19 protein-coding genes and 3 pseudogenes are annotated in these 18,029 nt (G+C 58.0%); 17 read left to right on the top strand and 5 right to left on the bottom strand.

Translation table 11 applies throughout. From position 1 onward, the window contains the following. Window position 1: 1 nt before the first annotated feature. The 4 genes and pseudogenes from J3R84_RS28730 to J3R84_RS28715 all read left to right on the top strand — a co-directional run. Window positions 2–636, top strand: a pseudogene (locus J3R84_RS28730) (energy-coupling factor transporter transmembrane component T family protein). Further along, window positions 633–1,478: an energy-coupling factor ABC transporter ATP-binding protein gene (locus tag J3R84_RS28725; RefSeq protein WP_203530142.1), complete on the top strand. Its 846-nt coding sequence runs from the start codon at window positions 633–635 to the stop codon at window positions 1,476–1,478. Before J3R84_RS28730 ends, J3R84_RS28725 begins: the two are co-directional and overlap by 4 nt. Window positions 1,479–1,819: 341 nt before the next feature. Beyond that, on the top strand, window positions 1,820–2,821 hold the full coding sequence (locus tag J3R84_RS28720) for an IS30 family transposase (protein ID WP_025428792.1): 1,002 nt from the start codon (window positions 1,820–1,822) through the stop codon (window positions 2,819–2,821). 125 nt (window positions 2,822–2,946) lie between these two features. Continuing rightward, a pseudogene (locus J3R84_RS28715) lies at window positions 2,947–3,435 on the top strand (helix-turn-helix domain-containing protein); the annotation flags it as partial. Between the two features lie 298 nt (window positions 3,436–3,733). On the opposite strand, the gene J3R84_RS28710 reads toward J3R84_RS28715, so the two are convergent. Continuing rightward, complete coding sequence (locus J3R84_RS28710) at window positions 3,734–4,765, bottom strand: IS110 family RNA-guided transposase (RefSeq protein WP_113569836.1); 1,032 nt, start codon at window positions 4,763–4,765, stop codon at window positions 3,734–3,736. Window positions 4,766–4,874: 109 nt separating this feature from the next. Here J3R84_RS28710 and J3R84_RS28705 point away from each other — a divergent pair. After that, a pseudogene (locus J3R84_RS28705) lies at window positions 4,875–5,835 on the top strand (ISNCY family transposase); the annotation flags it as partial. On the opposite strand, the gene J3R84_RS28700 reads toward J3R84_RS28705, so the two are convergent. The 4 genes from J3R84_RS28700 to J3R84_RS28685 all read right to left on the bottom strand — a co-directional run bounded on the left by J3R84_RS28700 (window position 5,822) and on the right by J3R84_RS28685 (window position 8,857). Continuing rightward, window positions 5,822–6,559, bottom strand: coding sequence for a hypothetical protein (locus tag J3R84_RS28700; RefSeq protein WP_203530195.1), 738 nt, complete (start codon window positions 6,557–6,559; stop codon window positions 5,822–5,824). The pseudogene J3R84_RS28705 and the gene J3R84_RS28700 overlap by 14 nt on opposite strands. Before the next feature lie 173 nt (window positions 6,560–6,732). Continuing rightward, the gene (locus J3R84_RS28695) at window positions 6,733–7,062 is read right to left on the bottom strand and encodes a hypothetical protein (protein WP_203529952.1); all 330 of its coding nucleotides are present in this window, start codon (window positions 7,060–7,062) and stop codon (window positions 6,733–6,735) included. Between the two features lie 678 nt (window positions 7,063–7,740). After that, window positions 7,741–7,947, bottom strand: coding sequence for a hypothetical protein (locus J3R84_RS28690; RefSeq protein ID WP_203529951.1), 207 nt, complete (start codon window positions 7,945–7,947; stop codon window positions 7,741–7,743). A 292-nt stretch (window positions 7,948–8,239) separates the two neighbouring features. Continuing rightward, window positions 8,240–8,857 (bottom strand): hypothetical protein, encoded by a 618-nt coding sequence (locus J3R84_RS28685; protein ID WP_203529950.1) that lies wholly within the window; start codon window positions 8,855–8,857, stop codon window positions 8,240–8,242. Window positions 8,858–9,031: 174 nt separating this feature from the next. On the opposite strand from J3R84_RS28685, the gene J3R84_RS28680 reads away from it, so the two are divergent. The 12 genes from J3R84_RS28680 (at window position 9,032) to J3R84_RS28625 (ending at window position 18,010) form a co-directional block, all read left to right on the top strand. Continuing rightward, on the top strand, window positions 9,032–9,502 hold the full coding sequence (locus tag J3R84_RS28680; RefSeq protein WP_239637597.1) for a lytic transglycosylase domain-containing protein: 471 nt from the start codon (window positions 9,032–9,034) through the stop codon (window positions 9,500–9,502). Window positions 9,503–9,549: 47 nt separating this feature from the next. Next, complete coding sequence (locus J3R84_RS28675; protein WP_203529948.1) at window positions 9,550–9,873, top strand: TrbC/VirB2 family type IV secretion system protein; 324 nt, start codon at window positions 9,550–9,552, stop codon at window positions 9,871–9,873. Then, window positions 9,873–10,163, top strand: coding sequence for a VirB3 family type IV secretion system protein (locus tag J3R84_RS28670; protein WP_046612380.1), 291 nt, complete (start codon window positions 9,873–9,875; stop codon window positions 10,161–10,163). The genes J3R84_RS28675 and J3R84_RS28670 overlap by 1 nt, the downstream gene beginning before the upstream one ends. Beyond that, the gene (locus J3R84_RS28665) at window positions 10,160–12,571 is read left to right on the top strand and encodes a VirB4 family type IV secretion/conjugal transfer ATPase (RefSeq protein ID WP_203529947.1); all 2,412 of its coding nucleotides are present in this window, start codon (window positions 10,160–10,162) and stop codon (window positions 12,569–12,571) included. The genes J3R84_RS28670 and J3R84_RS28665 overlap by 4 nt, the downstream gene beginning before the upstream one ends. Next, the gene (locus tag J3R84_RS28660) at window positions 12,564–13,472 is read left to right on the top strand and encodes a transglycosylase SLT domain-containing protein (protein ID WP_203529946.1); all 909 of its coding nucleotides are present in this window, start codon (window positions 12,564–12,566) and stop codon (window positions 13,470–13,472) included. Before J3R84_RS28665 ends, J3R84_RS28660 begins: the two co-directional genes overlap by 8 nt. Beyond that, window positions 13,469–13,711, top strand: coding sequence for a hypothetical protein (locus J3R84_RS28655; RefSeq protein ID WP_203529945.1), 243 nt, complete (start codon window positions 13,469–13,471; stop codon window positions 13,709–13,711). The genes J3R84_RS28660 and J3R84_RS28655 overlap by 4 nt, the downstream gene beginning before the upstream one ends. 11 nt (window positions 13,712–13,722) lie before the next feature. Further along, entirely contained in the window at window positions 13,723–14,439 is a 717-nt protein-coding gene (locus J3R84_RS28650; RefSeq protein WP_203529944.1) for a type IV secretion system protein, read from the top strand. A gap of 378 nt (window positions 14,440–14,817) precedes the next feature. Continuing rightward, window positions 14,818–15,642: a TrbL/VirB6 family protein gene (locus J3R84_RS28645; protein WP_203529943.1), complete on the top strand. Its 825-nt coding sequence runs from the start codon at window positions 14,818–14,820 to the stop codon at window positions 15,640–15,642. Window positions 15,643–15,696: 54 nt separating this feature from the next. Further along, the gene (locus J3R84_RS28640; RefSeq protein ID WP_203529942.1) at window positions 15,697–15,930 is read left to right on the top strand and encodes a hypothetical protein; all 234 of its coding nucleotides are present in this window, start codon (window positions 15,697–15,699) and stop codon (window positions 15,928–15,930) included. A 15-nt stretch (window positions 15,931–15,945) separates the two neighbouring features. Then, window positions 15,946–16,317: a hypothetical protein gene (locus J3R84_RS28635; protein ID WP_203529941.1), complete on the top strand. Its 372-nt coding sequence runs from the start codon at window positions 15,946–15,948 to the stop codon at window positions 16,315–16,317. A 176-nt stretch (window positions 16,318–16,493) separates the two neighbouring features. After that, window positions 16,494–17,228 carry a VirB8 family type IV secretion system protein gene (locus tag J3R84_RS28630; protein ID WP_203529940.1) on the top strand — a complete coding sequence of 245 codons (735 nt, stop codon included), beginning with the start codon at window positions 16,494–16,496 and terminating at the stop codon, window positions 17,226–17,228. After that, window positions 17,228–18,010, top strand: a complete 783-nt coding sequence (locus tag J3R84_RS28625; protein ID WP_203529939.1) for a TrbG/VirB9 family P-type conjugative transfer protein — start codon at window positions 17,228–17,230, stop codon at window positions 18,008–18,010. Before J3R84_RS28630 ends, J3R84_RS28625 begins: the two co-directional genes overlap by 1 nt. Window positions 18,011–18,029 lie beyond the last annotated feature (19 nt).

The raw sequence follows: 18,029 nt of genomic DNA, 5'->3' as shown, positions 1-18,029 counted from the left end.
GATGCGCGCCATCGATCGCTGTGCCCAGACAAACCGGTGGCGACACTACGCCGCCGGTGAAAAACTCCTGTTCGCCGTCGGCGTAATGGCAGTGTCGCTCATTTCGGCGGGATGGGCGGGACAAGTCGTAATCCTTATTGCCATGCTCGTTCTGATGAACATCGGCGCTGGTATAGCGTGGGTCGACATCCTGCGCGCGGCACGTGTTCCGTTTCTGTTCATTGCAACGGGCACGCTGGCGCAGCTCGTCTCTGTCACCGTGGTCGGATATGTGCCGACGTTTTCGCTGGTCTCGGTTGAGGGGATCGATAAGGCCTGCTTTGTGGCCTTGAGAAGCGGTACTTGCGTTTCCGCATTGCTCTTCCTGGCCTTGACGACGCCGCTGTCGAGCATTCTTCAGCTGTTGCAGCGTATGGGTCTCAACGCCGAGATTTCGGATATAACGGTCTTCTGCTCGCATCTCTTCTACCTCGCGTGCTCGACCGTGCCCGGCGGATGGAAACCGGACTTGCAGCAAGAGGCTACACCGGTCGTCTGAATTTTATTTCGGTAGAAAGACCGGCTTCGGGCGCTCGGCTGCTGGTGATCGGCGGCGTTCTGGCTGGAGTCTTTGTCTTGACCTGGTGCCTTGGATGATCCTTGAAGCCCGTGACTTAGAATACAGATACGAAGATGGCACGCTTGCTCTAGATCGCGCGTCGCTGGCCATCCGGGGCCACGAGAAGCTTGCAATTCTGGGCGCCAATGGCGCCGGAAAATCGACCTTGCTGTCCCTGCTCAACGGTTCACTCAGGCCATCTGCGGGGAAAGTCCTGCTGAATGGCGGACCCGTTGCCTACAGCCGAAAGGCTCTCACCGAATTGAGATCCCAGGTTGGGCTCGTCCTGCAGGACCCTGATGACCAATTGTTTGCCGCAACCGTCTTCGAGGACGTCTCCTTCGGGCCACTTAATCTTGGCCTGTCCGTCGCTGAGGCCCGGGTCCGCGTGTCGGATGCACTTGACGCAATCGGGATCGCGCCGCTGTCGCATCGCCCCACACATCTGCTGAGCTTTGGCCAGCGTAAGCGCGTGGCAATCGCAGGCGTTCTTGCCATGTCTCCGTCCGTTCTCCTTCTTGATGAGCCGACGGCCGGCCTCGATCCTGCGGGTGTTGAGGATCTTACCGAAACGCTGCATGCCTTAGCGGCGCAAGGAGTAGCAGTGGTAGTCGCTACCCATGACATGGATATGACCTATGCCTGGGCTGACAGGGTGGCGGTCTTTGCCAAAGGCAAGATCCTGATCGAAGACACGCCGGACAAGCTGTTCGGCATGGAAAATTTCGGCGAGCGAACCGGTCTGCGCCTTCCGCTCGTCTATCAGCTGGGGAAAGGACTGACAGCGTTGGGCTTGATGCCGGGTCAGGACATCATGCCCCGTGGCGTGGATGAACTTCTGAGGTGCATTTCCGCTCAAAATGACAGTCGACACTCGTAAAGACGCAGTCAAAGCAAACATTCGATAGCGCCGGATGACGCATCCAGGGTTCGCTACAAAACCGGCACCGGTCTCCCGATCCTCTTCGAAAGGTTCTCGGCGATTGTGCAAATCCGTGCATCGCCATCGGGCATGCCGACCAACTGCAATCCGGTAGGTCGCCCGCGATCGCCAACAACGGTCGGGACGGTCACAGCGGGCAGACCCAGCACCGCACCGATCGTGGTCACGTGCTCAGTTCCATAAATCGTCTTATGTGATATGTTATTGTAGCGGGGTACATTCTATTTTCAAGTGCGACATGCCAATGATTTCAATGGTTTCCCCTTGGAGATTTTGGGATGTCACGAAGCTATTCGCAGCTGAATCTGGCGGATCGCCGCCGCCTCTATCACTTTGTCGAACGCAAGGTGCCGATCAATGAAATGGCGCGCCAACTCGGTCGTCACCGTTCCACCATCTATCGCGAGATCAGGCGCAATACATTCCACGATCGCGAACTGCCCGAATACAGCGGCTACTTCCCAACGGTTGCCGACGACATCCGCAAAGAGCGGCGGCGGCGTTTGAGGAAGCTGATGCGGCACCCGCAATTGCGCGCACTGGTCATCGAGCAGCTGGAGGCGCTGTGGTCACCGGAACAGATCGCCGGTCGCCTGTTCGCCGATGGCGTGAGCGCCGTCCGCGTCTGCACCGAGACGATCTATCGCTTCATCTATGGCAAGGAAGATCAGGCGCTGGAGCTCTATCAGCATCTGCCAGAAGGCCGTCGCAAGCGCCGCCCGCGCCGCTCCCGCAAACCCCGCGACGGCTCGATCCCGTTGGACTGCAGGATCAGCCAACGCCCTGATTTCATTGCCGATCGGTCTCAGTTCGGCCACTGGGAGGGTGATCTGCTGATCTTCCGGCGCGACCTCGGTGAAGCCAATGTCACCTCGCTGGTCGAGCGCAAGAGCCGCTACACGGTGATGATCAAGAATGGCAGCCGTCACTCTCGTCCGCTCATCGACAAGATCATCGATGCCTTCTCACCGCTACCCGCCTTTGCCCGGCAGAGCTTCACCTTCGACCGTGGTACCGAGTTTCGCGGTTTCAAGGCTTTGGAAGATGGACTCGGCGCCAGGAGCTGGTTTTGCGATCCGAATTCACCGTGGCAGAAAGGCGCGGTCGAGAACACCAACAAGCGCATCCGTCGCTTTGTGCCGAGCGATACGGACCTGTCTGCCGTCAACCAGCCGCAACTGGTCGCCCTCGCCCACCATCTCAATTCACTGCCGAGGAAGTGCCTTGGTTACCGCACGCCCGCCGAAGTCTTCATGGCCCATTTGCGCGAAAGTGGCTAACCCTCTACGCTTCACACGTCATTGTTGCACTTGGATTAGATTCTCCACCGCAAAGTTGAAGTGTCCTGATCCTGCAAAGTAAGAATGTCACTCTCCCCGGGTTTTGATGACCTGGGAGATTGCGGATGGGATTGATTGCGATGAGCGAGCGTGACCTGCAGCGGATTGAGGTCTTGTCGAAAGTGATTGCCGGGCGGATGACGCTGGTGTCGGCGGCGCATGTGCTTGGCTTGAGTACCCGCCAGGTGCGTCGTCTGTTGGACCGGATCGGCGCTGGCGGTGCGGCGTCGATCCGGCACCAGGCGATCGGCCGGCCATCGAACAACCGGATCTGCGACGGCGTACGCGATTACGCCATGGCGATCGTGCGCGAGCGCTATGCGGACTTTGGTCCGACGCTGGCGGCCGAGAAGCTTGCGGAGCGTGATGGTCTGACGGTGTCGCGCGAGACCTTGCGCCAATGGATGTCGGAGGCCGGCCTGTGGCTGTCGCGCAAGCAGCGACGGACGTTCCATCAGCCGCGGCTGCGGCGCGAGGCCTACGGCGAGCTGGTTCAGATCGACGGTTCCGAGCATCGCTGGTTGTCTAATCGCACTCCATCCGTCAAGCTGGTTTGAGCACGCAATTCCCTTGCCGGCTTGCGAGAGAGGCAACACGGCTGGAACGGATTGAATGGACTGCCCTCACCGGCCATGTCCTTCAGAGCTATCCAGTGCTGGGAGCAGGGTTGTCTCCGCGGTCGACAAATGTCGCCGCACAATGGTCTTCGCAGGTGGGATCTTCCTAATGTTCGAAACGCAGTCTCAACGAGCTGCAGCCAGCGATAGCGGAATGATCCTGCCCACGTCCGCAGCAGGGACGCTCAGCACGCAAAGTTACATGGCGCGCTGAGGGACGAAGGCTGAGCGTCTCCTATATGGTCGCGCCAGCCGATGCGTTGAACACTTCTCCCGTCTTGAGCATGCTGTGCATGATGACCGCGAGTTTCCGGGCGACGGCCACAGCGGCCCGCTTGAAGCCAAGTCGCTCCCGCAGCTTAAGTCCCCAACTCTTGAGACTGCTCTCGGTCCTGGCACTGGTTCTCGTCAGCAGCGCTGTCGCCGCTTCATAAAGCAGCCCACGTAAACGATTGTCACCCCTTCGCGAGATATGGCCGTCACAATCGACTTCGCCTGATTGGTAGCGCCGGGTTGTCAACCCAAGCCAGGCGCCAACCGACCGCGACGTTCGAAAGTTTCCTGGGTCTTCAATTGCCGTAACGTAGGATACCGCCGTGACTGCGCCGATGCCCGGGATTGTCATCAACAGCTTCGTGGCTTCGCTCTCACGTGCCACTATCAGCAACTGGCGACCAAGATCGGCTGCGCGCTTGCGGATATCGTGCCACGCCTCCAAAAGAGGCAAGATAATCTTCGCAAGCTCGTTGTTCCCATCCAAAAGCTTCCGCACATCGCCATCAAACACTCGCCCCTTCGTTTTCGGGATGATCAGACCGAAGGTCTTCATCAGGCCGCGGATTTGATTGCCAAGTTGTGTCGAGATGTTCAGGAGTTGTTCGCGGGCAGCCACCAATGTGCGGGTCATCATAGCGTCAAACGACTTGACGCGAACCGCTTTGTAAAAGCCCGCTTCAGCGAGTTGCGCTAAACCATCCGCATCGTTGGCATCAGTTTTGTTGAGCGTCTCGTTCAGTACCTTTTGCGCGTGTCGCGCTTCAATGCAGATCGCCGGCAACCCCTCGCTCGTCAGCGCGTGATAGAACCACGTCGACAGCGGTCCCGTTTCGAATACCACGCGCTGGGCGCGCGGAGCTTTTTTGCGGATCATCTGTGCGAGAAGATTGGGATCCGAAGGACATTTCCCCCGCCAGATCCGCTTCCCGTCTTCCCGGATCGAGATTGCGGTGTCTTTCAATGAAACATCAAGCCCAATATATTGGTTCATGGTTGCCTCCATCCGATGTTTGGGCCCGGTTCCAATCGAGAGCCCGTTTTTTCATCCTATCGGGGGCAACCACCCTCGCCAGCCAAAAAGCCAGAGACGGTCGCGCCGCGATTACTCCATGTTCGAAGATCGCGGTGATCCATGTTCATTACTGGTGTTCATCGATGATGCGACCGGCAAGCTGATGCAGTTGCGGTTTGTACGATCGGAAAGTGCGTTCAGCTACTTCGAGGCGCTGGAACTCTATCTGAAGGCGCATGGTGCTCCAGTCGCCTTCTATTCCGACAAGCATTCGGTGTTCCGGGTGCGAAGAAGGATGCCAAGGGCGGCCAGGGCATGACCCAGTTCGGGCGGCACTTTGCGAGTTAAACATCGAGATTCTTTGCGCAAATCGAGCCAGCCAAGGGCCGGTCGAGCGGATGAACCGGACGCTACAGGACCGGTTGATTAAGGATCTGCGCCTGGAGGGCGTCTGCGGCATGGACGACGGCAACGCTTTCCTGCCTCGGTTCATGGAGCGCTATAACCGCCAGTTTGCCATTACCCCTGCCAGATCTGATGATCTGCATCGGCCGCTGAACCTTGCCCCGGATCGGCTGCGCGACGTGCTATGCAAACGTGAGCAGCGTTATGTCGGTGCCCAGTTGACGTTTTCGTTCGAGCGCCAGCGGATCATGCTGGAAGAGAACGAGGTGACGCGCGGGCTGGTCGGTCGCTATGTCGAGACCTACGCGCTTGCCGACGGCAGGCTGGATGTGCGTTGGAAGGGGCATTCCCTACCCTACCGGGTGTTCGACAAGGACCAGCGGGTGACGCATGCGGCGATCACCGAGAACAAGCGGCTCGGTGAACTCCTGACCTACATCAAGGAACGTCAGGAGCAGCAGACGAAGCCGGCCGTGAAGACGAACAGCGAGAAGAACGGCTACGTTCGACGCGCGCGCGGCCCGGGACGTCGGAAGGATTTCATGAACGATCCTGCGGTCATTGCTCGGCGGCGACAGGCGCTTTCCCAGCAAAGTGCGCTGGAGCAAGGGCAACCCTACCCGGCACAGTTCAATGGAGAATAAACTCGGACTGCATGTCCGATTCCAGCTTTAAACAGGCAGCCCACAAGGGTGTCTTGTGGTAGGTTCCGTGCTGCCAAATGGTCAGTCCCTGGCGCTCTTCGTGCAGCAATCCCAGCCAGCACAGCGGGCGAATGATATCGTAGCGGAGCGCCGACCTTTCCTTCCAGGTTTCGACAGTCATTTCTGCTGGCTCCGGGTACGATTCACTCGGGTATAGCTCGTTCGCCAGTTCGTCCAACGAACAGCCTCTTTCTGCTTTCATATTGATAAGATTGAGAAAGACATGCCACCAACGCATCCGATTGTGGACAGCCTCCTGCGTCTGCCCGTGGTGGATATAAGCATAAAGGTAATCCGTCGCGATCAGATCGAAGAAGGCCTGCGGTCTCGCCAAAAAATCCTGGCCACGTTTTGTGGGCAGCAGGACGTCTTTTTTCCGGCGAAGAAGCTTTAGATGTCGGACCATATCCCGCACCACCCAGAGCGGCGGCATGTCGGCTTCATTGAGGACCTTATTCATCCTGTACAGGTCTTCGGACGTGTACCCGGGCCAATCGAAATGAACGGCGGCCCAGTGCACGAACTTGCGGTTCATCGCTCCCGACGTGGTAAGACCGATCCCTCCCTGGGTCTCGGCGTAGGAGACAGTCATGGCCATGCCGCGAAGCAGCGGCGACAGCGCGGCGACATCGACGTCACCCATCAGCCTGATTTCCGGAAGCATCGCGAGATCCTGGCCCTGTTCAGCTGCCTGCAACATCTACCAGGAACGCAATAATTGGAACTGAGAAAGCTAAAGCCGAAGGGGTGCCCTTCTACCGCCCCCTCCCTTCCCTTGCAACCCGGCCCGGTCGGGGGCTTGCCTCAGCGCCAGTGGAGATGTCGAGTGTCGCATGTCTAAATGGCTGAAGACGTATCCAAAGTGACATTCCAACTTTGCACAACCGCGGACAGTTCAACCTGGCCGCCACAGATATCATAACGATAAATTATATTTCCAAGCGCCTGCCGTGGCAACGCGTTACCCGCATAGCTGCATTGCACAAAAACTAGGTTCCCCCCGGTGAAAAATGCATCATAGTGCACACAGCTGATGCACTTGGCGGCTTCCTCCCAGTTCCGCCGCAGCAGCTGTTCCCCTCTGGAGGTTTTTTGACCTTCACACTTTATGGGCCGCGGTTTTTCCGTCGGCCCTTTTTTTCTTTTCAGCTTGACGTCGAAATTCATCGGCCAAGATTGCCGACAAGCAGTGGCGATACCGCAAGCACGATCTCTTCCGATTTCAAAAATCCGTGAAAAATGCTCGCAAGAAACACACGTAGTCGTAGTATGGGATTTCTTGCACAGACCGTTTTGATGCGGGGAAAATCATTGGGTAAAACACACGTACGCACATTCCATTGTGTTTCACGACCCGTCTCCCCGAAGCTCTTTTATCAAACGGGCATGGGGCCTCCATGAGCAGCTCGCAAACTCAGCGAGTCATGTGATTTTTTATAGTTTTCATGTTGAACAAACATTTGACGCGATTTTCGCTTTTCACTCGTGTCGAGGTTGTGCGATATTAGGGGTGACGGATTCGCATCCGCCTTGTCCTCACCCTCAAACGCACCCCGCCGCCATATCGCGCTTATGGACAGCGCAAACCATTACAGACGCCGAACATGCCATGACCTTGCAAGGAAAGGATGACCGCCAATGGCCATTAAGAGTGCCCCTCAGCTTGTCAGATTCCTCGCGAGAGAACTTCAACGTAGTGGAACCCAGCCTCACAAATTTGCTGAGATCACCGGCGTCGGAGAGGACCGGCTGGAGCTTCTTCAAACCGGAGAGTGGCAAGACCTAACGCTAAGGGAGATTGTCTCAATTTCAGAAAACCTTCATGTCGACCTCACGGACCTCTGATTATTGCCCGCCTGAAAGCACATCGGCCGGGTGCTCGAAGGACCCTTCCCAAAGCCCTCTCCGGCTGTCCTTTGCTGCCAGCTCTGCCACCGCGTAGGGGGCAGATACCGGCGCGCCTGAAGGTAGCGTCGCTGTAAACGCGGCGCCGGCAGATATCAGCGCCGTTCCGACATCGACCGTCGCATCGTCGATCTTGGAAGCGCACACGACAAAAGTCCCCCCGTCTTTTGCTGCTCCGATCGGCTGGCATCCGACTGTGCCGGTTGAAAACAGAGCCGCCAGAGACGCGAGTGAGCGCAGCCCGCAATCATCTTCTTGCCCGTCAGGTGCGCGATAGGCTGTGCCTCGGATGCAGGATTGAACGCCGAACAGCCTGTATTTCCTGCCTTCGTGCCTCCAGGTATCTCCGGTCTCGAATGTGACATCCGAGGAAAACGGGATGGTCGTGGCTTGGGCGCTAGCCTCTGACCCGAGGATGAGTGCAAAGAGCAGCGTTCGCTCAATCCGCATTTTGAAACCCCATCGTTTTTGAAAGCGATTGCGCGTGTTCCAGATCGGGGCGCCGTGATCGACCCTCTGGCGTCTTTCCGATCTCCGCTAGACCGAGAAAAACCATGCTGTCATCGTCATTGACGGTGCGGTAGGGCTCGCCAATGCCCCCGACTAGAACGAAACAGGATGCTGGTATAGCCTGGCCTTGCGCGGACGAGAGCATCAGGGTCTTGCAGAGGATGACGTGCGCCCGCTTGTTGTAAATCGCTCCGGCGTAGTTACGAACGGCGTCTATACACGTCCATGTCTGCACCCGGTTGTAGGTCACAGTCTTCGCTGGGCAGCCGTTCAGGCCTCGTAGCTGAATGTCGTACCCGGCAATTCTTCGCTCAACGGCCCCATCGATGGAGATCTCGCCGCTGACCCGCTCTATGGAGCGGTCGACCAGTCTGCCCTCGGCATCAAATCGTTCGAAGACAAAGACCTTGGCGCTGTCCTCGGCGAACTGACGGAGATAATCTGGAAGCGGTTCCGCATAGGGGTGTTCGCCCACTTCGACCGCAAAAGCCGCACTTGGCAGCATCAAAGAAATTGCCACGCTGTAGACCTTGAGTTGTCGATACACCGAAAATCCTTCGTTTTGGAGTTGACATAAGAATCCCTCCTAAATTAATTATATTTTATTCTGCGACGCAGCAACCGGAACCTTTCCATGAAGACGATCGCGTTACTCCTCCTTTTTTCAGCGTCTTATTCGGCCAACGCCTGCGAGCCAGTCGACACCGCGAGCACCCTTGCGATGGTCAAAGCAATCGCGACGGAAGAGCAGCTGGATCCGGCTCTCGCACTCGCTGTGGTTGACGTTGAAAGCGCTAGCGGAAAGCATCAGGTCTCCGATGCCGGTGCTCTCGGCATCATGCAGCTGATGCCGGCCACGGCGTCTGATTATGGTGTCACAGATCGCTGCGACCCCGAGGAAAACATTCGCGCCGGCATCCGCTACCTGAAGAAACTCTATGGTGAGTTCGACGATCCGCTGCTGATGCTCGCCGCCTACAATGCCGGTCCGGAGCGGGTCTACCAAAAGGGCGGCATTCCCGAGTTTAACGAGACCGCCCAATACGTCGTTAAGGTGATGAACCGCTGGACACTCAATGCCAAGGCGTTGGCTGCCGACGAAAGGCGCGGCGGAAACCACCGTTCTCAGAAACAGACGATCGCATTGGCGCCTTCCCCCTGGCGGGATGATCACGTCTGGAACGGCGAATAGATCGACCGTTCTCCAAACTTTCCCTTCAACATTCAAAGGACTTCCGTATGAGCACGCTTTCGATCGTATCCCCTTCCCGCTTCAAGGCGACGGTATGCCTTGCCCTTCTGACAACCGGGCTGGCACTCGCTCCGGACTTTGCCTATGCGCAGTCCGCCGCTCCCGTCGAGGGGATCCTCGAGTGGTTTGTTGGCGTGCTTCAGGGCAATGTCGCGCGCTCCTTGGCAATTATTGCCGTCTGCTTCCTCGGCTTTCTGTTTCTGACCGGCCGCATGGCGTGGCAGGGGGCGATCTCCATCGTTATTGGCATCGCGATCATCTTCGGGGCAGCCCAGCTCGTCGATGCGATGAAATCGTCGGCGGGCATTTAATGCGCGAGGACGCTCCCGATGTGGAACCGCTGATCCTGCCGTTGACCCGACCGCCGATGTATTTTGGCGTCGATATCATCGTCTTCGTCGTCAACGGACTGTTCGGGATCGTACTTTTCATTGCAACCTCAAGCTTCCTGGCGCCGCTCATCGTCCTGCCCATTCATTTTATCGGGCTCTACCTTTGCCAGCGCGACGTTCACATCGTCCGCGTCGTCCAGGTGTTCTTGTCGATGCGCAGGGCGATCCGAAACAGGAGGTTCTGGAGAGCGGGGAGTTACAGCCCATGAACATCGTCAATCATGATCTGAAATTCGGACGCGAGCGCGCACGCGAAATCGGCATCGGTACGCATGTACCCTATCTGCGCCATGTCGACGAAGAGACCATCGTCACCAAGACCGGTATGCTCCTGCAGGTCATCAAGCTTTCCGGGCTCCCGTACCAGACGATGGACCAGGCGGAGATCAACGCGCGTCTTGCCAACCGCAACATGACGGTCCGATCGCTTGGGTCCTCGCGCTTCGCACTTTACGCGACCATTATCCGTCGCCAGATCGTGCCCGCTATCGACGGGGAATTCGACAATCCTTTCGCCGACGAGCTGAATGCCCGCTACATGGAGGGGCTGAAGCACCGGACGATGTTCGTCAATGAGCTTTATCTGACCGTCATTCGACGGCCCATGACCGGCCGCGCCGGCAAGGTCGATCGCATGTTCGACGTCTTTCGCATGGCAGACAATGAGGTCGAGGCCAAAGGCGAAGCGCTACGCGACCTCAAGGATATGGTTTCGGGGATTGTTGGCGACTTTCGCACCTATCGGCCGGAACTGCTGTCCTGTATGACCCGCGAAGGCGGCGTCTTCTCGGAGCCGGCCGAGTTTTTCGCAAAGATCCTCGCGGCCGGCGACGAGCGGGCGATGCCCCTGCCCCGTATGTCCCTTGCCGACTATGTCGGGACCGGTCGAATCCTGTTTGGCCGCAAGGCAACGGAGATCTGGTCAGGCGACGGTGCCACCTCCAAGGTCGCCGCTATGGTGTCGATCAAGGAATATCCGCCGATGACGACGCCGGGCCAACTCGACGGGCTGCTGCGGCTCCCTTACGAGTTCATCGTCACCCATTCCTTTGCTCCCGAGGATCGCACGTCCGTTACTGAGGCGATAGCGACCATCAGCCGGCAGATCTCCAATTCCGACGACGGTGGTACGGCCGTGGAAGATGACGTCGAAACGGCCCGTGATCGGCTAGCTTCCGGCGAAGTCGTCTTCGGCAAACACCATATGTCCGTCGCCGTGCTGGCGCGCGAGCCTGCCGGTCTCAACCGCGCTGTTGCCGACGTCACGGCCGAACTTGCCCGCATGGGCGTCGTCGCTGTCCGTGAAGATCTCAATCAGGAAGCGTGCTGGTGGGCACAGCTGCCAGCAAACTTTGCCTATGTCGCCCGACAGGGGCTGATCTCGTCGGTCAATTTCGCCGGATTGTTCTCCGCGCATAATTTCCCATCCGGCCAGATCCATAAAGTTCACTGGGGCAAACCCGTCTCGCTGCTGGAGACGACCAGCCAGACGGCCTACTTCTTTAATTTCCACGAGGATGACGTCGGCAATTTTACCGTCATTGGACCGACCGGCTCCGGCAAGACGGTGGCGCTGTCCTTCCTGCTTGCGCAAGGGATGCGGGTCGAGCCGAGGCCCCGCTGCGTCTTCATCGACAAGGACCGTGGCGGCGAGATTTTCGTGCGTGCCATGGGCGGACGCTACGAGCGGCTGTCGCCGGGCGAGCCGACCGGGTTTGCACCCCTGCAGCTTGACGATACGCCGGCTAATCGCAGTTTTGGCAAGACGCTGATTTCCTATCTGGTCACACCAGCGGACCGGGTGCTCCACGCCGAAGAGATGGCCGTGATCTCCGACGCGGTCGACAGCATCTACACCGACTTCGATCGGCCGCAGCGCCGGCTCAATATGCTGGCGGAGGCGCTGAAGGGCCGAATGAGATCTGGGATTGGCGATCTAGCCGACCGGCTGAAGGAATGGACGACCGGCGACAAGGGCTGGCTCTTTAACAATGCCGAGGACAAGCTCGATTTCTCAGGCTCGGTGATCGGCTTCGACATGACGGAGATCCTATCCGACAAGCGCACGCGATCGGCCGCTCTCCTTTATATGTTTCACCGTATTCAGGAAATCCTCGATGGCCGGCCGTCGATGATCTTCCTCGACGAAGGCTGGCGCCTACTCGACGACGAGGTGTTTTCCGGTTTCATCAAGGACTGGCTAAAAACCATTCGAAAGATGAACGGCATCGTCGGCTTCGGAACCCAGTCCGCCTCCGACGTCGTGCGCTCCGATCTGCGCAACACCATCATCGAGCAGACGATGACGAACATCTTCTTCCCAAACGCATCGGCAGATGAGGAGAGTTACCGCAAAGCCTTCGGACTGTCGGAGAAAGAGTTCCGGTTCATCAAGCAGGCAGACAAGGCAAGCCGTACCTTCCTGGTCAAGCATGCGCAGGACTCGATCATCGCCCGCCTCGACCTCTCCGCCATGCCCGACCTGGTGAAAGTGCTGTCCGGGCGTCCGGAAACGGTTCGCGAGTGCGAGCATCTGCGAGAGACGTATGGCGAGGAGCCGGCCGCCTGGCTTCCGCACTTCTGCGGTTGGACGATACCGGAGGCAAGTGATGCATAAAGCCATTCTTCTTTTGCTCTCCGCAGGGCTAACCCTTGCGCCACCGCTGTCTGCCTGGGCGGATGTTCCTGTGATCGATGACGACGCGAAGAAAAAGCGCTCCGAGGAAGAAAGCCATTCGGCAACCGACAAAGACACGCAGGACGACCAGCTCGAGGAGCAGACCGTCACCAGCTGCAACATCTCGCAGAAGGAAAAGAACCGGCGTTTGTATCGATCGCCGGCGCAGGCAGTGAATGAAGACACCAGCAATGTCGAGCTGATCAAGCACTATGCCGACAAATACAATGTTCCCGTCGGCCTGGCGCTGTCTGTCGCGCATGCGGAGTCCGGGATTTCTACCTGCTCAGGCTCACCGACCGGTGTCAAGGGCGTGATGCAGCTGACGAAACGCACCGGCAAGGGCATGGGTTTCGACCGCGATATCAACGAGGAGAATATCGAGGGCGGCGTCAAATATCTGGGTCTCGGCGTCAACAAGTGCGGGACGACAGACTATGCCTGCCTTGCCTCCTGGTACAATGGCTCGACTGCGGCAGAACAGAAGAACTGGGCCGGCAAGGTTGGTCGGAACCATGGATGGTTCAACGCTTATGCTGGCGGCTCCAATATCGAGGAGATCTCTTCGCCATCCTACAAGTCCACTGTCGACTACGGATCCGAGGCCACGCGCAACGCCAATCGTGCCGCCTCTGGCTCCGTCGACAGGGCGATCTCCGGGATCGATAGGAGCTCTGCCCGCGTGCAGGAAGCCGGGCGACGGATCGATGCCCTGTCGTCATCGGTCGGTGCTTCGGAAATCTACCAAGACGCCTGGGATGACAACACGCAAGCGCGCGCCGTCAACGCCGAGCTGCTGAACACCTCTTTAACGAGCTGTTGCAGGCGCGCCTGCAGATGAAGCTGTCAAAGACCTCCGAGACCGCCAAGGCCATGAAGTCCGATCCCAACGTCAATCCCTATAGCTGTGATCCCGTCATTCTCGAGCAAATGAAGGTGCCGCGCGCCGACTGGCCACGTTGCGCTGTCATCGCTGCAGCCGAGGGTGAAACGTCGGTGCTGTCGTCTTCGGGCAGTTCCGACGGCGCGATCGCCGACAATCTTCTGTCCATCCAAAATGCCGCAGAGGCGGCCGATTAAGAGGTTCCATCATGAGAGCGAGACTTGCTATCGCTGCTGTACTTGCCGTTTCAACGCCGGCGTTTGCCGACGTTCCGGTCATCGACAACGCCAACCTGACGATCGCCAGAAAGAATGCCGAAAACACTGGCAAAATCATGAACACAAATACCGACATCCTGGAAAAGACCAAGGCGATCCTTGGTGCCCTCTCCGGAAGTCGCGACGGGTCCATGGGTATTTCCTCGACCGGCTTAAGCGGAAATATGTCAGTTTCCGCAGCACCATCTTTCTCATCCATCATGAACGGTGGAACGCTGTCCTTTGGCGGCCTCGACGCCAACTCCCAGAATATCGCGGCGACGTTGATCAACGGCCTTCAGCTCGTCAAACAGGTGAAGGCAATCGTTGACGGCGAAGATGCGGGCGCGATGAACAGTGCGTTCTCCGGCGCCGTCAACACAGTCACGCTGCTCTCGGCACTGACGCAGCAGGCGACGCAAGGGATCTCCAAGAGGGAACAGTCGCTTCAGTCGGCGACTGGCCAGATCGGCTCATCCGAAGACGTAAAGGGCTCGGTCGACGCCAATACCCGCATGCAGCTGGAGACGGCGCGTACCATCAATGAGTTGATCGGCGTTTCGAACGGCGCGGTCTCCGCTCTCAATACCGAGATGCAGATGCGACTGACGCAGCAATCCGAGACCGCCAAGATGCTGCGATATAAAGACATCAACCCGTTCAAGTGAGACCGCATGCGATTGCTCGTGATGACAATGCTGGTAGGGCTGGTCTTCGTTGCTGGCTGCCAGACAAAGGGCGAGAAGAAAGCCCCCTGCCCGCCGATCTCCGGATATGGGCCGGCCGACGACTTGTGTGGCCCTGCCCTTCCGGTCAATGACGTGTTTACGTCCGTCCTGAAGGAATAACGAGATGGCAGCGACCACGATCATTTCGGACATCTTCGAGAAGCTCGACAATATCGGCGAGACCTTTATCTCGAACGCCTATGAAGGCTTGGCCCTTCAAGTCACCGTCCTGTTCGGGTCGATGCTGACACTCTATGTCATCTGGTGGGGCTACATGATTCTTGCCAGCCGGGACGGATTTTCCGTACCGGAAGCGGCTTGGCGGCTGGGGCGAGCCTTCTCATCTACTATATGGCGACCAATTGGGATGCCTTTTCCGCCACGCTCTACCAGCTCGTGCAAGCCGTGCCGAACCTGGTCTCCGACACAATCATCGAGTCGATTGCAGGCTCGGGCGGGATACTCGACGGCGGAACTGACGATACGACCGGCGTCGTGAAGATCCTCGATGCGGTGTTTGAGACCGCGGGCAAAGTCTATGAACAAGTGGCGACCGGCACGTTCGAGTATGTTGGCGCCCTCATCGGTGCTGTCGTCTTTGTCGTCGCCATGATCTTTATCGCGGTCGCGGCTGCCGCGATCCTTGCCGCCAAGCTTATGCTGTTCATTACCCTGGCGCTGGCGCCGGTGTTCATCATACTGGCGCTCTATCGCTGGACCTTCCGGTTTACGGATGGCTGGCTGCTGCTCATGGTCAACCTGATGGTGACGCAAACGTTGATGATGTCGTTTCTCGCCTTCCTGTACCAACTCATTGAGCTCGCCATAAACACGGCCAACAATACGGCCACGGAAAGCAAGCTGTCCTATGTGGCGCCATTCGTGATTGTCTGCCTGCTCGGTATCGTGGTGTTCAGGTTTATTCCGTCGTTTGCGGCAGCCATAGTGGGAGGCACGATGCTGGGACAAGGAGATACGGCGTTTATTGGAGGGCGGCGCTCACTGGCGCTAGCCGAACGGCAGGTTAGCGGACGAGCCAGAATTCTACGGTCTGGCCTTCAGAGCCGCCGATCATCGACAGATGTGCAAGCAGCTCGCGCTCGCGCAATTCAGAGAGAAACCGAAAAGAATGGGCAGCTTTAGGGTGTTCTCCCACGACTGCGTTTGATAAATATAGTTATTCGGAAGGAGCAGACCATGCACCCTTGGCAAGACGATCGTCGCCGGTTCGCCGCCATAGATGAGCAGAACCGTATCAACGAAGAATTAGCTGAGGCTGGTCGCTCCGGAGGTAGGCCTCGCGGCGGAGTCGGCTACTTGCTTTTCCTTGGCGCTGTCATTTTCTTCAAACCGTTGGCTGAATATTGCATCGAAATTTACGGTTCTGCCACAGCCTACCTTCACGGCATTGCCGCCATGTTTGGCTTTTGAGTCTGGGAGACCCTGATGAACAAGACGTCTGCAGCGCTCATAATGTCTGCCATGCTGTTTCCCACCATGGTGATGGCGCAGTCGATAAGCGCGATCGTTCCGGTACTGACTGGAGCATATGCCCCTGTGGATGGTGGCTGCGATGCTGCTGCTGCCGCGTTCATCTATATCGAGGATAAGGGTATCGCCGCCAACAAGACCACCGGAACGGTGACATCCGCCAAACATGAAGGCAATTCCTACGTCCTCGACGTCCTCTGGATTGAGGCTGGCGCAGATCAAGCGGATGGCGATCGGGATACGGTCCGGATCGAGGTGAAGGACGATAGAAGCTTCTACTTCTCCAATTCCGCGTTCGAGAGAACGCTGATGCGGTGGTGCAGCTGAGGCTCGAACGTTTTGCAATCCCGCCGGGACAGCGGTAGCTTTTGAGCTCTCACCGTTGATTTTCTAACCGAACGATCACGCCCATAACGACGCCGGGAGATCGTTCCGGGGCTCTCCACGCCCGGAGAATTAAATATAATTTATCACGCCGCGAACGCGGCGCATTGGAAGCAGATATGGCCAACGCAGAAACGACTGAACATCAGCCCAATACCCCTCCCGTGGACCTCAGCGCCTATTGGCATGCGGGCGCGTCATGGGAGGCGGAACTCTATCGCAAGGAACGTCGATCGCGAAAAATCGCCTGGACAGTGGCAACGATTGCGGCGGCCTCGACGCTGCTCAGCCTGTCGGCCCTCAATCTCCTGGTTCCCTTAAAGCAGTTCGAGGCCGTCGTTGTGGTAGCTGACAAGACCACTGGTTTCGTTGAGGTCGCACGCTCGCTGGATGAGAGCAAGCTTTCGGAGAACGATGCGATCAAGACCGCCAACATCGTCCGCTACATCAGGGCGCGCGAAACCTATGATCCGCGAGGACTGAAGGATAATTACGACCTTGCCCAGCTTTATTCGACGGCACAGGCCTCGGTCGACCTGCGCCACGAATTCGAGCCATCCAACCCGCAGTCGCGGGATAAGCTGCTTGGCCGAGACACGCACATTTCCGTGACGATCAAGTCGGTATCATTTCTGAATTCGTCGACGGCGACCGTGCGCTTCTCAACAGAAACACGCCGCGACAACACATTGCGGCGCGAGCACTGGGTTTCGGTTGTGCGATTCCGCTACACGACCGCGCCACTGAAGAACGAATATCGCTTCGACAACCCGCTCGGTTTCCAGGTCGTCGAATATCGGCGCGACCAAGAGTCACTTCCGGAAGTCCTGCCGGCTGATAAGGCGGCACGCTGATGCAGAAATCCCGTTTCCTCCTCGCCGCCCTGACGCTGCTGATAATGGCAAAGCCCTTGGCGGCCGCCGATCCCCGTATCCGCTACATCACCTTCAACAATAATGCCGTCGTCACCGTGCCTGCTGGCCTTGGTGTATCGACGATGATCCAGCTGGGAAGCTCTGAGGTGATCGAGACAATCTCGGCTGGCGACACGGCCAGCTGGTCGATCGTGCCGAAGAAGGGGTCGAGCATCCTCTTTGTCAAACCGCCGCGCGAAAACGCCGAGACCAACGTCAACATTGTCACCAACCAGCGGGTCTATGCGCTTCTTCTGAAGGGCTCGGCCGCAGCCGATCTAAGAGCTGCTTTCCAGGTGCGGTTCAAGTATCCGGACGAAGACGTGAACGCCCGTCTTCTGGCAGCAGCCCAGGATAGCGCCAAGGACCCGCTGCTGAAAGGCCTCGGTCCGAGCCGTCTTAACTACGACTATGTCTTCCGGGGTGACACGAGCCTGAAGCCGCGCGTCGCCTTCGATGACGGCACTCATATGTATCTGGAGTTTCCGGATGAAATCCCGGCGATCTTCGTCGTCGAAGGCAAGCGTCAGGAGTCGCTCGTCAACCTGCGCACCCAAGGTAAATACGTCGTGGTCGACAAGATCTCCGCCCAATTCACGCTACGCGCCGGCGACAAATGGCTGTGCCTCTATAACCGGCAGGCCAACCGCCGGTCCTTCGATCTTGTCGAGGATGCCTATGGTCCGAAGAACCTTGACACCAAGGAGGGCAGCCAGCGATGAGCAGGATCGATTTCGACCA

Origin of the sequence: Ensifer canadensis, assembly GCF_017488845.2 — a bacterium.
GTDB classification, from domain to species: domain Bacteria; phylum Pseudomonadota; class Alphaproteobacteria; order Rhizobiales; family Rhizobiaceae; genus Ensifer; species Ensifer canadensis.
This window is presented reverse-complemented; position numbering and strand designations above follow the sequence as displayed.